We start from the raw sequence: 12,994 nt of genomic DNA on the forward strand, positions 1-12,994 counted from the left end.
CCCGCCCGTCACTCGGAGCGGCGCCGGCGGACGCTGCGGAACGCCACGGCGACCGCCGCGACCCCGGCGAGGATGAGGCCGATCACGGCGTGCCGGGTGCCGGGTCCCGCCTCGTCGGCGCCGTCGGCCTCCGGGGACACCGCCGAGGTGAGGCGGGCGGTGCCGCCGCCACCGGCGCGCACCGGGGCGCTCGGCTGGGCGTTGCGCTGGATCACGCGGACGGTGCCGACGCCCTGGTGGGGGTGGCCGTCGCAGATGACGGTGAGTTCGTAGGACCCGGTGACGCCCTTGCGGATGGTGGCGGTGCCGTGGAGATCGTCGCCGCCCCGCCCGGTGAGCTTCGCCTCCCCCTCGAAGGCACCGGCGCCGGCCGATCCGGTGGCGCCCTCGCAGCCGCTCACACGCACCTCCACGGAGGCGCCGGGCGCCGCGCTCGCGGGGGTGACGGTGGCGTCCACGGAACCGTCCTCGTGGGCCGCGGCCACCCCACCGGGCAGGGCGACCGCTATGAGAGCCGCCACCCCGGCCGCACGAGGAGCGAGGGAACATATACGCATCGTGAACCTCCTGTCCTACGAGGTTCACGCCCTGCCCCGCTCCCCGCATCCCGGCAGCGGTCAAACGGGGGGCCGTGCGGGTGGTTCAGACCCGGTCGACGCCGGGACGTCAGGCCGGTGAGCACCACCCGCGCATGAATGAACAATTACAGGCACACACAATACGGGGGTAATACCTTTGTGTTCCGGACCTGACCCACGCCCGAGAGAGGGGGTCAGGACGCACCTGCCTACACCTGGAAATCCTTGCTGAACTCGACGAAATCGGCCCAGGAGGAGTCCGGGACGTCCAGAAATGCCCCCTGTCGGCGCTTGGAGTCCCGAACCAGAACCTTCTTCGGGAGGTTATCGGCGACTTCGACGCATGTATCCGACTTCGTGTAGCTACTTGTGTGCCAATTCGGCTCTTCATTCACGGTTTCTCCTTCCCATGCGCTCAAAATGCTGGATGGCCTTTAGGATCAGCTCCCTCGCGGGCTGCCCGTAGACGGCGGACCGTCGGTGAAACTCGAATGCCTTCCGGTATTGCTCGACTTCCCGCGGCTGCGTCACTGACATCTCCGCGGAGTAGGTCTCCACCATCACGAGCTTGTCGTCGAACATCGAGAAGGCATGTCCGATCCAGAGTTCGAGGGGGGCCGACCGTGGGACGATGCCCAGGCTGAGTCGAGGTAGCGCCATCACCGCTATCAGTCGGTCGAGTTGCGCCCTCATGACCCCCGACCCGCCGTGGTTCGAGTAGAGGGCCTGCTCACCAAGGAGCACGTTGAAGATCCGATCACCCTTATAGAGGTACGACTGTCGTTCAAGGCGCTTGGCCACGGCAGCCTCCGTGTCAGCCGGCGATTCATAGAAGTTCGACACCTGTTCGAAGATGACTTCCGCGTAGTCGGAGGTTTGGATGGTGCCCCAGATCGTGGAAGGGTCCCAGATCCTGAACACCTTCGTCTTCCGATAGAGCGGCAGGGACTTCTTCTGGCGGTTCTCAGTGCCTTCCTGGAGCTGCCGGCGCCACTCCATCCACAGTTCGTCTATGTGTCGGACGGTGGCGACCAGGTCCGAGATCTCGGCCGAGCGGCCGGTCTTCTCGCACCAGACCCGGATGTCGTCCTCACTCGCGTTCTGCTTGCCGTTCTCGATGCGAGAGACCTTCGACTCCTGCCAACCGGTGACAGCAGCGAAGGCCCGGCCGCTGGTGAACCCCGCGTCCTTGCGGAATCCACGCAGCCGGGCGCCCAACGCCTCGCGGGTCTCCTGTGCCTGGTTGTTCACTGCTCGGTCAGGGCTTGTACTCGGAGTGCTGGATTGCAGAGTCCCAGAGGAGGTCCCGGACACGGACGCATTCGGCGACCGTCTCGGGATCGTCGATCACTTCGGAACCGAGGACCCTTCCGTTCGCGTCGAAGTGCCCGACTGCCAGGAGCTTGTCGTCGAAGAGCCACCAGTCGTTGCCTTCGACCGGAAAGACCAGGCCCTCGGGCAACTTGTGGCGCGGCAACCATCGGATCTGCTCGCCGACTTCTTCGTTGAGCGGAGTTCCCTCGTGCTCCCAGCGGATGTACGGAGTGTGCGGCTCAGTCACCACGCGGACCCGCCGCACCGTCTTGCCCTCCTGGGTGAGCCCTCGGACCATCGTCAGCCACGAGTCCATGAAGGCGTTGTCGACCACTCCCGCGAGCCACTTCTCGTACGGCCCGTCCTCCAATGGCACTGAGTAGTCGTCCCTCAGCTCCAGATGGAAGGCATCGTGCGCGACAGCCTCAATGAGCCGGTTGCGCTCGGCGCTGGAGATCAGCTCCACGTGGTTCCTCCAGTAGGGCTGTGATCGCGGCCTTGGAGACCTCGACCACTGTCTCGTAGTCCGGAATCGACATCTGGGCCAGGGCCTCGGGATCGGTCACCTCCTGGCCCTGCACAACGTACGTACCACTCGGTGTGAGGACCATGAGCGGGTCCTCAAAACGCATGAACTGTCCAGAGGGAAGACCGTCCTTCCCCAGGTGCTCGAACAGCTCGGCGGGGACCTCCACCGCGGTCTTCCCCGCAGGGATGTCGAGCTGCATCCGAGGGTCGTCCAAGGCAATCCTCCAGCCCTGGACGAGGTAAGTGTCCTGGTCGGTGGCGTAGAGGGTAGGGCAGTCGCCCACTTTGGAGTTCTTACCAAGGAACCGTAGCTTCATGGTTGTTCTCCTGTCGTCTGCCTTGCGTGAGATTGCGCGGCGCCTCGATGGTCGAGGGCGCGTTCGGCGCCGTCAATCCGCTTGCTGCAAACTCGCGCAATCTTCTTGGTTGTTGGTCACGGGCCGCTCTACGGTCGTTCCGAACTCAGCAGCCAGGGAATCTGCAATTCAGTGCGGTACCCGAGGGGAGATGCGTGGTGTCCACCGTGGGCGAGACCAGCAACGCTTCGAGCATCGACGGACCAGCGATCTACGATGAGTTGATCGGGGACAGCACCGACAGCGCCCTTGCGACGCCACTGGGGACGACGACCCGCGATGAGATCGACGCGCGGACGCCCGCCCTGATCGGCCACCTGGAACGGCTTCTGGTTGAAGACCTGGGGGCGGACAGCGACGACATGGTCAAGGAGCTGTACCGCAGGGCGTACAAGCTGCTCGACCTGCGGCACCGGCCCACCCCTGACACGCCGGCCTTCGCCGCGTACTTCTTCATGCGCGATGTTGCCGGCCTGGCTCGACGCCTCCTGTGGATCTACAGCCAGAGGAGCGGGACGGGTGTCTCATGAGTCCCAGGGCGCAGCAGGTCATTTACGTCCTGACGCTGCTCGCCCTCATGCTGGCCCTCGGGCTCGGCATCGCAAGAGCCGGCGCCGACGCCCACTCGGCTGGCGGCAGTGGATCTTCCAGGGGCTCATGATCCTGGCCTGCTCGTCGGTCGGCGTAGCCCTCTGGGTCGTCAGCCAATGATCTTCCGCCCCCGCGAGTGAAAGTCCGCCGGCTCCCCCGTACGGCGTTGCCCTCGCGGGGGTGGAACTGAACGCCCACCCCGGCCAGCCATCCCCCGAAGAAGGGCAGCTCGTACCGGGGTGGGTCGCAAGTGCACGACGGCGCGGAGAACGTCTCTCCGCACAGCAGTTGCACAGAGAGGTCATTCCCATGTCCAGCAGCATCTACAACCTGCCCGTCACCGGTGCGACGTTCGAGAACTTCTGCGGCGGCAACCTCCAAGGTGAGCACGAGTCCTGCATCGAGGTGGCCGCGATCCCCGGCGCGGAGTCGGCGTTCGTCCTCACCGACAACAAGCCGGAAGGTGCGGGCAAGGAGCTGCGTTTCACCGCCGCCGAGGTGGACGACTTCGTCGTCGGCTGGGCGAAGAAGCGGGGCCTGGCGCTCTGAGTCCGGCGCTTCCCCACCAGGTGACGGTAAGGGTCGCCCCACTTCGGCGGGGCGGCCCTGCACTTCCCAGAAGGGCACGTATGAGCTGGCCAGGGCACTGGCACGGGTGTGGACCATGGATCGGAGCCGCGTTCGTGTACGCGCAGGAGGGCAGACGGCGGCCGGCACATCCCAACGGCCCGCCGATGGTGACAGGCCCTGAGGACACGAAGCACCAGGAACTCCTCGTTCGGTACCGAGCAGCCGCCGCGGAGTTCCAGACGGGCAACGTGCCGCCGATGATGACCGGCCACTGGCTGATGAGGCAGAACCAGGTCTCCGTCGACCTCACGTGGACGGATGTGGGAGGTGCCCTGGCCTGGATGCGGAAGCAGTACGAGGCGAACCGGCCGTTCGAGCGGGAGGACGGACGCCAGGCGTATGCCGATCTCGACGTGAAACTGGAGTACGCCGCCGACGTGCTGCCGCGCGGAGTCGACGTGTGCTGGGTGTACTACATCCCCTCGAAGAGCCTCTTCTCACTGTCCGTGGTGTGCTGCCCGAACAGGTTCCACCCTGAGATTTCCTGCCCGCTCCCCCCTTCGTGATCCTGCACAGAAGGAGGCGACGCAATGTCGCTGCGTCTCTTACTGCCCGAGAACGGCGTAACCGATCTGCTGACCTCGTGGCCGGATGAACCCCGCGTCTACGAGCGCGGTAGGACGGCCCTGGACGAGGTGGCCTCCGCGGAGGTGATCCGGGGCTACGTCTTCAGGGGGTGCGTCCCGGCCGACGAGATCGCCGTCGTCAAGGCGCCCAACCCGTCCCTGAACCAGAAGGCGTTCACCACGAATGGGCGGGCCGACCGCGCGAAGCTCGCGCGACTGTACGAGAGCGGTCACACGATCCGCCTCGGCAACCTCCAGCGCGTCATCCCCGCCATGGCCCAAGTCTCCCGGGACATCCAGCAGGAGACCGGGTGCTCGAACTACGTCCACACGTTCCTCACCCCACCGGCCAACCAGGGCCTGCGGCACCACTGGGACCAGCAGATCGCCGTGATCGTCCAGATCGCGGGCATGAAACGGTGGCAGCTCTGGGAGCCGCCGGTTGAGGCTCCGATGCGGGAGCACAACGAGAGCTGGCGTGTCTGGCGGGACGACTACATCCCCACCTGGGAGGCCACCGGCCCGGACGTGGAGGTCGACCTACAGCCGGGCCAGTCCCTCCTGTTGCCGCGCGGGTGGGTGCACAACCCGCACGTCGTTACGGACGAGGACAGCATCCACCTGACCTTCGCCATCCCGGAACGCACCCCGATGTGGCTGGCGGAGAAGCTGGTGGCGGATGCGATCGAGGACCCGGAGTTCCGGCGGATCATCCTCCCTGGCGATATCACCGGGGGCGCGTTGGTCGAGCGACTGCGTGCGGCTCGCCAGGCGCTTCGACGCCACCTGGACTCCCTCAACGTGGACGACCTCGTGCCGGCCGTTCGGCAAATGGCGCTTACAGAGCGGGAGTACTCCAGCTGAGATGCGTGAATGAACGGTTAGCGGCTGGGGCTCACCGATGTCGTGAGCCCCAGCGCAGGAACCTGCCCAGCCGCCATTGGCGACAAGGTGCGGTCTCATCGCAGGCCAGGGTGAATGAACTGACCGGCGTCCCTCTGGCTACGCTGTGGGCGTCGCGGCACAGTGTCGCCCCGGCACCCAGCAGGCCCTTGCGTACAGGAGACCGGCAACATGGCAGAGCGTAAGCCCATCGAATCGTGGCTGACCGACATGGACGGGGTGCTCATGCACGAAGGCATCCCGGTGCCAGGAGCTGATGCCTTCATCAAGAAGCTGCGTGACTCCGGCCGGCCGTTCCTGGTCCTGACCAACAATTCGATCTATACGGCGCGGGACCTGCACGCTCGGCTGAGCCGCATTGGTCTGGACGTGCCTGCGGAGAACATCTGGACCTCTGCTCTGGCCACCGCGAAGTTCCTGGACGACCAGCACCCTGGGGGCTCCGCCTATGTCATCGGTGAGGCCGGCCTGACGACAGCCATGCACGAGGTGGGGTATGTCCTGACGGATACCGAGCCCGATTTCGTGATCTTGGGTGAGACTCGAACCTATTCGTTCGAGGCTATGACCAAGGCGGTGCGGCTCATCAACGATGGCGCGCGGTTTATCGCCACGAACCCTGATGAGACGGGCCCATCTGCCGAGGGAGCGCTTCCCGCCACGGGAGCCGTCGCAGCGTTGATCACTGCGGCTACCGGTAAGAAGCCCTATTTCATCGGCAAGCCCAATCCTCTGATGATGCGGACTGCGCTCAACACCATCGGCGCCCACTCGGAGACGAGCGCAATGATTGGCGACCGAATGGACACGGACATTCTCGCTGGACTGGAAGCGGGGATGGAGACCTTCCTGGTGCTCACCGGCCTGACAGCCACTGCGGACGACGTCAGCCGCTTCCCCTACCGGCCGACCCATGTGAAGGACTCGATCGCGGACCTGGTCGACCTCGTGTGACCGACGGCCGCACAGGCCCTGAGGCCTGCCGATTCAGCCTAGATAGCAGGCGGAAACATAGCCGACCACACCGGTGCGCTTATTCTGCACAAGCTGCCAGGCGGCCGTCCTGCTGCCATCCGGGCACTGGACCGTGGGGCCGGAATCGGCCTGGTACCAGTACGCACAGTCACCCTGGTTGGCCCATCCGACGTGGTCCCCGCCCGGCCTGTTGCGCATGTGGATGCTGGTGCCCTTGAAGTCGGTGTGGGGACCGCCGATCTCGCACGCCGCTTGAAGGACTGCGGATTTGCCTGCTGCGGCGAGAGTCGGGACCTCCGCAGCATGTGCTGTCGAGCCGTACGTGAAGGCCCCGAAAGCGAGCGTGACAGCGGCCATGCTCGAAAGAAGAGATTTCATCATGTCGCAGTCGTACCGGTGGGTTCCACATGGCGGGAACGCCCGAGACAGCGAATTCACCCTTCTGGGTGACCAGATTCGCCGCAGGAACAATCAAGCGACGAGCACTCGTTAGGCCCTGCCCAACGAGCACGCCCCGCCAAAAGAAGACGTCTAACTAGCTCAAGCGGCCAGAGCAAGCCCCTCGCGCACCACTGAACCGACGTTTCCGCAGGTCAGGCCCAAACGCGTTGTGTGCGTGCCAGGCCCGCCGAGCACCACGTAGTCCGGGTCGTGGTCGGTCAGGACGTACCGTCCAGGTGTTCTCGACGGGCACTTCGAGGCCCATGCGGGTCAGCCGGGCCTGGAGGTCGCGCGCCGTGTAGATGCCATGAGGTGCACTCCTGCGGTGTACGGGTTGGCTGGGGCGCCGGGACAGCGCTGTGCCGACGCCTCCACCCTACGATCAGCTGCCGGTCGCCGACTTCCAGTCCTCCACGTAGCCGCGGAGGTTCTCCGATATGTCCGTCCAGTCCGGCTCGAAGATCTCGACGCCCTCCATGATCTTGTCGAGCGCGACCGCGTTCGCGTCGGTGGCCTTGACGTCCTTGCGGGCCGCGAAGCCGCCGCCGACCTCGCTGACCTGGCGCTGCGCCTCCCGGCTGAGCAGGTGGTCGAGGAGCTTCCTGGCGTTGGCGCTGTGCGGGGCCTTGGCGACGAGCCCGGCCGCGTAGGGCAGGGCGAAGGTGGTCCGCTTGCCGCCTTCCCTGGCGGGGAACCAGATCTTGAGGTTCGGCATGTCCTTGGACTGGGCGTGGTTCATCTGGACGTCGCCGTTGGCGGCGAGCAGTTCGCCCTTGTCGACCTTGGGCGCCAGCTTGCCGGTGGAGGCGGCGGGGCCGACGTTGTTGGCCTGGAGCTTCTTCAGGTACGCCATCGCGGGCTCGCGGCCGCCGAAGTCGTGCATGGCCTTGATGAGCACGGCGGTGCCGTCGCCCGCGACGCCGGGCGTGGAGTACTGCACCTTGCCCCGGTACGCGCTGCCGGTGAGGTCCTCCCACGTCTTGGGGGCCTTGCCGCCGGGCAGTTCCTTCTTGTTGTAGATGAAGCCGAAGTAGTTGTTGACGACGGAGGTCCACGTGCCGTCGGCGGCCTTGTCGGCGCCGTCGACCTCTTCGGAGCCCTTGGGCCGGTACGCCGTCAACAGCCCCTTCTCCGCGGCCTGTTGGATGAAGGGCGGCAGCGTGATGAGGACGTCGGCCTGCGTGTTGGACTTCTCGCGGACGGCGCGCTGCACCATCTCGCCGGAGCCGCCCTCCACGTAGTTCACCTTGATGCCGGTCTTCTTCTCGAAGTCCTTGAAGACACGGTCGTACCAGCCGTCGCCCTTCTCGCCCTTGAGGCCGTCGGCGCTGTAGACGGTGACGACGTTCTCGTCGGAGGCGGCGGAGCCGCCGCAGGCGGTGAGGGAACCGGCGAGGAGGAGACCGCAGGTGACGGCGGCGGCCGGGCGGAGGCGGCGGCGGACTCGGGTGGGGCGGGACATGGCGTTTCGTACTCCTTGGAGGGGTTCTCAGCGGTAGGAGGCGCGGGTGCGGACGCGGGAGACGGCGAGGAGGACGAGCAGCGTCGCGGCCATCAGGACCACCGCGAGGGCGGCGCCGGTGAAGGCCGAGCCGCGGTCGGTCGCCGCGTAGATCCGCACGGGCAGCGGTGTCCAGTCGGGCGGGTAGAGCATCATGGTGGCGCTCAGCTCGCCCATGGACAGGGCGAAGCAGAGCCCGGCGGCCGCGCTCAGGGAGGGCAGCAGCAGGGGCAGTCGCACCCTCCACAGGACGTACGAGGGGCGGGCGCCGAGCGAGGCGGCGGCCTGTTCGTACGCCGGGTCGAGGCGGGCGACGGCGGCGGAGACCGACTGGTGGGCGAAGGCCGTGACGAGGACGGCGTGGGCGAGGAGCACGATCCAGCGCGTGCCGTTGAGGAGCATCGGCGGCTCGCTGAACGCGACGAGGACCGCGAGGCCGACCACGACGGACGGCACGGCGACGGGCAGCATGAAGAGCGTGTCGAGGGTCTTCCCGAGGAACCGGGACAGCCCGGGTTTCGGGCCGCCGCCCCGCTTCAGCGACGCGGCGGCGAGCGCGGCCCAGGTCCCGGTGGCGAGCGCGAGCAGACTGGCGCCGACGGCGGTGACCAGGCTGGTGGTGAGGGCCTGGAGCGACTCCCCGCGGGTGGCCGCCGCGTAGTGCCCGGTGGTGAAGCCGGAGGGGAAGGCGCCCGACCAGTGCGCGGAGAAGGACGCCGCGAGGATCACCAGCAGCGGCAGCGCGAAGAGGGGCAGGAAGAGGACGAGGAAGAGGGCCCGCAGCGCCCACCTGCCCGCGCGGCTATGCACCAGCACGACGGCTCACCACCCGGTAGAGGCCGTAGAGGCCCATGGAGATGGCGATGTTGACGACGGCGACGACGCAGGCCGCCGGGTAGTCGGCTTCGAGCATGGCCTTGCCGTAGACGAGCGTCGGCAGGGTCGTGACGTCCTTGGCGCCGGTGAAGAGGACGATGCCGAACTCGTTCAGGCACATGACGAGGACGAGGCTGCCGCCGGCGGCGAGCGCGGGCAGCGACTCGGGCAGGATGACGCGCCGCACGACGCGTGCGGGCCGGGCGCCGAGGCTGGAGGCGACCTCGATCTGCGCCGTGTCGATCTGCGAGAACGCGGCGAGCAGTGGGCGCATCACGAAGGGCGTGAAGTAGGTGATCTCCGCGAGGAGTACGCCCCAGGGGGTCGTCAGGAACTGGAAGGGGCCCTCGGCGGCACCGGTCGCCTCCGTCCACACCCCGTTGGCCATGCCCTTCGTGCCGTAGACGAACAGCAGGGCCAAGGTGATCAGGAAGGACGGGAAGGAGAGGAAGACGTCGACGAACTTCGCCACGGCGTTCCCGCCGGGGAACGGCACGAAGGCGATGACCAGCGCCAGCGCGAACCCGAGCACGAGGCACCCCGCGGTCGCCCCGAGCGCCAGCCACACGGTGGTGCCGAGCGCCTCACGGAACGCCTCGGAGGCGAAGACGTCCGCGTACGGCCCAAGAGAGGTCCCGCCGCTGTCCGGCCGCACGGACTGCCGGACGACGAGGGCGAGGGGATAGAGGAAGGCGAGCGCGAGGAGGGCGGCGGGAGGCAGGGCCCACACCCAGCGGGGCACCGTGCACCGGGCCTCCGCTTTTCGCGCGGGGGCGGCCGGCAGCGTCGTACTAGCCATCGGTCACCTCCGCGGAGAGCAGCACCGCGTCCTGGGGCGCGAAGTGCACGGTGACCTCGTCCCCGATGCGGGGCGGCGTCCGCAGCTCCCGGACGTCCGCCTTGACCCGCTCGCCGCCCTCGCCCACTTCGACGTAGAGCCGGTGCGTGGCGCCCCGCCACTGGACCTCGGCCACCCGGCCGGTGAGGGCGTTGGGCCCGTCCCCGAGCCCGACGAGATGCGGCCGCACGCACAGCGTGGCCGCCGCTCCGGGCGCGGCCTCCCCCGTGTCGGCCTGCAGTTCGAAGCCGCCGAAGGACACCGCTCCCGCGCCGCCCACCGTCACCGCGAGGAGGTTCGCGTTGCCCACGAAGGACGCCGTGAACTCCGTGCGCGGGGTCCGGTAGAGCTGCTGGGGCGTTCCGCAGTCCTGGAGCCGGGCCCGGTCCATGACGGCGATCCGGTCGGCGAGGGTGAGCGCCTCCACCTGGTCATGGGTGACGTAGAGGATGGAGACGTCCGGCAACTCGCGGTGCAGGCGCGCCAGTTCCGCCAGCATGCCGGAGCGCAGCTGCGCGTCGAGTGCGGAGAGCGGCTCGTCGAGGAGCAGGACGCCCGGCCGGACGGCCAGCGCCCGCGCGATGGCGACGCGCTGCTGCTGGCCGCCGGACAGCTCGCGCGGGAACCGCTTGGCGTACGCGGCCATCCCGGTCATCTCCAGGGCCTCGGCGACGCGGCCGGGGATCTCGGCCCTGGCGGTCTTCCGCGCCTTCAGGCCGAAGGCGACGTTGTCCGCGACGCGCAGGTGCGGGAAGAGGGCGTACTGCTGGACGACCATGCCGATCCCGCGCCGGTGCGGCGGCAGCGCGGTGACGTCGCGCTCCCCGATGAACACGCGCCCCGACACGGGCCGTACGAAGCCCGCGACGGCCCGCAGCGCGGTGGTCTTGCCGGAGCCGGAGGGCCCGAGCAGGGCCATGACCTCGCCGGGCTCGACGGTCAGGTCGAGCGCGTCGAGGACGGTGGTCCTGCCGTAGGCGACACTGACCCGGTCGAAGCGGATGCCGCTGCTCATGGTCGCGCCCCGGTGGGCGGCGCGAGCAGGCCGGGCAGTTCGGCGACCGAGGCGAGGACGTGCGTGGCGCCGTGCTCCCTCAGCCGTGCCTCGCCGTGCGCGCCGGTCAGCACGCCCGCGACGACGCCCGCCCCGGCCCGCACCCCGCTCGTCATGTCGTACGCGGTGTCGCCCACGACGGCGACCTCCTGGACGCCCGCCACGGCCCCCGTGCGCAGGAAGGCGCTGAGCACCATGTCCGGGTAGGGCCTGCCGCGGCCGCCCGCGTCGGCGGGGCACAGGGTCAGCTCGACGAGGCCGCGCCAGCCGAGGGCGTCCAGGATGGCGTCCTGGGTGACGCGGGCGAAGCCGGTGGTCAGCACCACGGTGCGGCCCTGGTCCTTGAGCCGCTCGATGGCCTGCCTCGCCCCGGGGATCGGCGCGATCCGGCCGCCGTCGACCAGCTCCCCGTACGCCTGCTCGAAGGCGGTGTTGGCCCGCTGGGCGAGCGTCTCCTCGCCGAAGAGGTGCCGGAAGACGGAGATCTTGGACTCGCCCATCGTGGCGCGCACGTACGCGAGCTTCTCGGCGTGGCCGGCCGAGCCGGGCTCGACGCCGAGTTCGGTGGCGGCGGCGGAGAAGGCCTGCTCGACGAGGCCGCCGTCGGCGACGGTGGTCCCGGCCATGTCGAGCACGACCAGACCCACGGGGTGTTCCGGGAACCGCAACTCCCTCACCATCCCAGTTCGTCCGCGGTCGTCTCGGCGATCGCCGGTGAGCAGGTCATGCCGCGCCCGCCGGGCCCGGTGACCAGCCACACGCCGTCGCGCACCTGCTGGCGGTGCACGACCCGGCTCGTGTCGACGCACTGCGCGTACACCCCCGCCCAGCGCCGCGTGATCTTCGGCAGCGGGCGGCCGAGGAAGCCCTCGACGACCTCGGTGAGGTGGCCGTAGGGGTCCTCGACGGTGTCGAAGGCGAAGGGGTGTTCGTACTCGTGGGTGTCGCCGATGGTCAGGCCGCCGTCCGCGCGCTGCACCATGAGCAGCTGCATCTTGTGCGCTGCGGCGGTCGGGGCCTGCGCCTGCCCGGCGTTGAGCGCGTCGAGCGCGCCGGACGCGTACGCCGGGTAGTAGCGGAAGCTGTCGGCGTCGGCGACGGAGGTGGTGAGCGGTTCGCCTAGCGGCGCGGTCTGCATCATCTGGAGGCGGACGCGGCGCACGGGCAGGTCGGGACCGGCCAGTTCGCGCACGAGGCCGCCGAGCCAGGCGCCGGTGGCGAGGACGACGACGTCACCGGAGTGCACGTCGCCGTGGTCGTCGCGCACCGCGCCGGCGCCGACGACCTCGCGGACCTCGCGGCCGGGCAGGAAGGTGTAGCGCGGCGAGGCCAGGAGGGCTTCGCGCAGCCGCAGTTGGGCGGTGCGGGGCTCCACGGCGGCGTCGCGCTCGCACCACAGGGCGGCGAGGAAGTCGCCGCGCAGGGCGGGGTTGAGGGCGCGCGCCTCCTGCTCCCCGAGGAGCTTGTAGCCGCGGGCGGCGGCGTCCGGGCGGGCGAGCGCGGCCTCGGCGACCGCGCGCTCGCGTTCGGTGCGCACGAGAGTGAGGGAGCCGTTGGCGCGGAAGCCGAGCCCCGGCACGCGCGCCCCGATCCCTTCCCACAGCTCGCGGGCGCGCAGGGCGGTGTCCAGCTCCTCGCCGCCCGCCCGGCCGCTCACCCATATCTGCCCGAAGTTGCGCAGGGAGGCCCCGCGCGCCTCGCTCTCGCGCTCGATCTGTACGACCTCGTGGCCGCGTTCCACTGCGTGCCAGGCGTGCATGGTGCCCACCACGCCGGCTCCTACGACGATGACTCTCACGGCGGCAACGCTCCTGCGGGCGGGTGGCCCGCGCGGGACCGAACG

General features: G+C 68.9%; 17 protein-coding genes and 1 pseudogene. 5 read left to right on the plus strand and 13 right to left on the minus strand.

Annotated features, from left to right (window positions below; translation table 11 throughout):
• Positions 1-8: 8 nt before the first annotated feature.
• The 5 genes from J2N69_RS12955 to J2N69_RS12975 all read right to left on the minus strand — a co-directional run bounded on the left by J2N69_RS12955 (position 9) and on the right by J2N69_RS12975 (position 2,737).
• Positions 9-557 (minus strand): hypothetical protein, encoded by a 549-nt coding sequence (locus J2N69_RS12955; protein WP_230900886.1) that lies wholly within the window; start codon positions 555-557, stop codon positions 9-11.
• Positions 558-787: 230 nt separating this feature from the next.
• Positions 788-973, minus strand: a complete 186-nt coding sequence (locus J2N69_RS12960) for a DUF397 domain-containing protein (protein WP_230900887.1) — start codon at positions 971-973, stop codon at positions 788-790.
• Positions 966-1,829 (minus strand): helix-turn-helix domain-containing protein, encoded by an 864-nt coding sequence (locus J2N69_RS12965; RefSeq protein WP_230900888.1) that lies wholly within the window; start codon positions 1,827-1,829, stop codon positions 966-968. The genes J2N69_RS12960 and J2N69_RS12965 overlap by 8 nt, the downstream gene beginning before the upstream one ends.
• 7 nt (positions 1,830-1,836) lie before the next feature.
• The gene (locus J2N69_RS12970; protein WP_230900889.1) at positions 1,837-2,358 is read right to left on the minus strand and encodes a DUF6879 family protein; all 522 of its coding nucleotides are present in this window, start codon (positions 2,356-2,358) and stop codon (positions 1,837-1,839) included.
• Positions 2,318-2,737: a hypothetical protein gene (locus J2N69_RS12975; RefSeq protein WP_230900890.1), complete on the minus strand. Its 420-nt coding sequence runs from the start codon at positions 2,735-2,737 to the stop codon at positions 2,318-2,320. The genes J2N69_RS12970 and J2N69_RS12975 overlap by 41 nt, the downstream gene beginning before the upstream one ends.
• A gap of 194 nt (positions 2,738-2,931) precedes the next feature.
• Between J2N69_RS12975 and J2N69_RS12980 the strand changes: the two genes are divergently transcribed.
• From J2N69_RS12980 to J2N69_RS13000, 5 genes are all read left to right on the plus strand, one after another.
• Positions 2,932-3,306, plus strand: a complete 375-nt coding sequence (locus tag J2N69_RS12980) for a hypothetical protein (protein ID WP_230900891.1) — start codon at positions 2,932-2,934, stop codon at positions 3,304-3,306.
• 370 nt (positions 3,307-3,676) lie between these two features.
• Complete coding sequence (locus J2N69_RS12985) at positions 3,677-3,916, plus strand: DUF397 domain-containing protein (protein WP_230900892.1); 240 nt, start codon at positions 3,677-3,679, stop codon at positions 3,914-3,916.
• Positions 3,917-4,101: 185 nt separating this feature from the next.
• Complete coding sequence (locus J2N69_RS12990) at positions 4,102-4,503, plus strand: hypothetical protein (protein ID WP_230900893.1); 402 nt, start codon at positions 4,102-4,104, stop codon at positions 4,501-4,503.
• Positions 4,504-4,527: 24 nt separating this feature from the next.
• Complete coding sequence (locus tag J2N69_RS12995) at positions 4,528-5,427, plus strand: cupin domain-containing protein (protein ID WP_230900894.1); 900 nt, start codon at positions 4,528-4,530, stop codon at positions 5,425-5,427.
• A 210-nt stretch (positions 5,428-5,637) separates the two neighbouring features.
• A complete protein-coding gene (locus tag J2N69_RS13000; protein ID WP_205034491.1) occupies positions 5,638-6,420 on the plus strand; it encodes an HAD-IIA family hydrolase in 783 nt (260 codons plus the stop codon).
• Positions 6,421-6,453: 33 nt separating this feature from the next.
• Here the strand turns inward: J2N69_RS13000 and J2N69_RS13005 are convergent, their stop codons facing one another.
• The 8 genes and pseudogenes from J2N69_RS13005 to J2N69_RS13040 all read right to left on the minus strand — a co-directional run bounded on the left by J2N69_RS13005 (position 6,454) and on the right by J2N69_RS13040 (position 12,949).
• On the minus strand, positions 6,454-6,798 hold the full coding sequence (locus J2N69_RS13005; protein WP_230900895.1) for a hypothetical protein: 345 nt from the start codon (positions 6,796-6,798) through the stop codon (positions 6,454-6,456).
• 252 nt (positions 6,799-7,050) lie between these two features.
• Positions 7,051-7,192: pseudogene (locus J2N69_RS13010) on the minus strand (TIGR01457 family HAD-type hydrolase); the annotation flags it as partial.
• 72 nt (positions 7,193-7,264) lie between these two features.
• Entirely contained in the window at positions 7,265-8,344 is a 1,080-nt protein-coding gene (locus J2N69_RS13015) for a 2-aminoethylphosphonate ABC transporter substrate-binding protein (RefSeq protein WP_230900896.1), read from the minus strand.
• Positions 8,345-8,371: 27 nt separating this feature from the next.
• Positions 8,372-9,199 carry an ABC transporter permease gene (locus tag J2N69_RS13020; protein ID WP_230900897.1) on the minus strand — a complete coding sequence of 276 codons (828 nt, stop codon included), beginning with the start codon at positions 9,197-9,199 and terminating at the stop codon, positions 8,372-8,374.
• Entirely contained in the window at positions 9,186-10,058 is an 873-nt protein-coding gene (locus J2N69_RS13025) for a 2-aminoethylphosphonate ABC transporter permease subunit (protein WP_230900898.1), read from the minus strand. Before J2N69_RS13025 ends, J2N69_RS13020 begins: the two co-directional genes overlap by 14 nt.
• Positions 10,051-11,112: an ABC transporter ATP-binding protein gene (locus J2N69_RS13030; protein ID WP_230900899.1), complete on the minus strand. Its 1,062-nt coding sequence runs from the start codon at positions 11,110-11,112 to the stop codon at positions 10,051-10,053. The genes J2N69_RS13025 and J2N69_RS13030 overlap by 8 nt, the downstream gene beginning before the upstream one ends.
• Positions 11,109-11,831: a phosphonatase-like hydrolase gene (locus J2N69_RS13035; protein ID WP_230900900.1), complete on the minus strand. Its 723-nt coding sequence runs from the start codon at positions 11,829-11,831 to the stop codon at positions 11,109-11,111. The genes J2N69_RS13030 and J2N69_RS13035 overlap by 4 nt, the downstream gene beginning before the upstream one ends.
• The gene (locus J2N69_RS13040) at positions 11,825-12,949 is read right to left on the minus strand and encodes a TIGR03364 family FAD-dependent oxidoreductase (RefSeq protein WP_230900901.1); all 1,125 of its coding nucleotides are present in this window, start codon (positions 12,947-12,949) and stop codon (positions 11,825-11,827) included. The genes J2N69_RS13035 and J2N69_RS13040 overlap by 7 nt, the downstream gene beginning before the upstream one ends.
• Between the last annotated feature and the right edge of the window lie 45 nt (positions 12,950-12,994).

The sequence above is a fragment of the Streptomyces huasconensis genome (assembly GCF_021028635.1).
Classification (GTDB): Bacteria; Actinomycetota; Actinomycetes; order Streptomycetales; family Streptomycetaceae; genus Streptomyces; species Streptomyces huasconensis.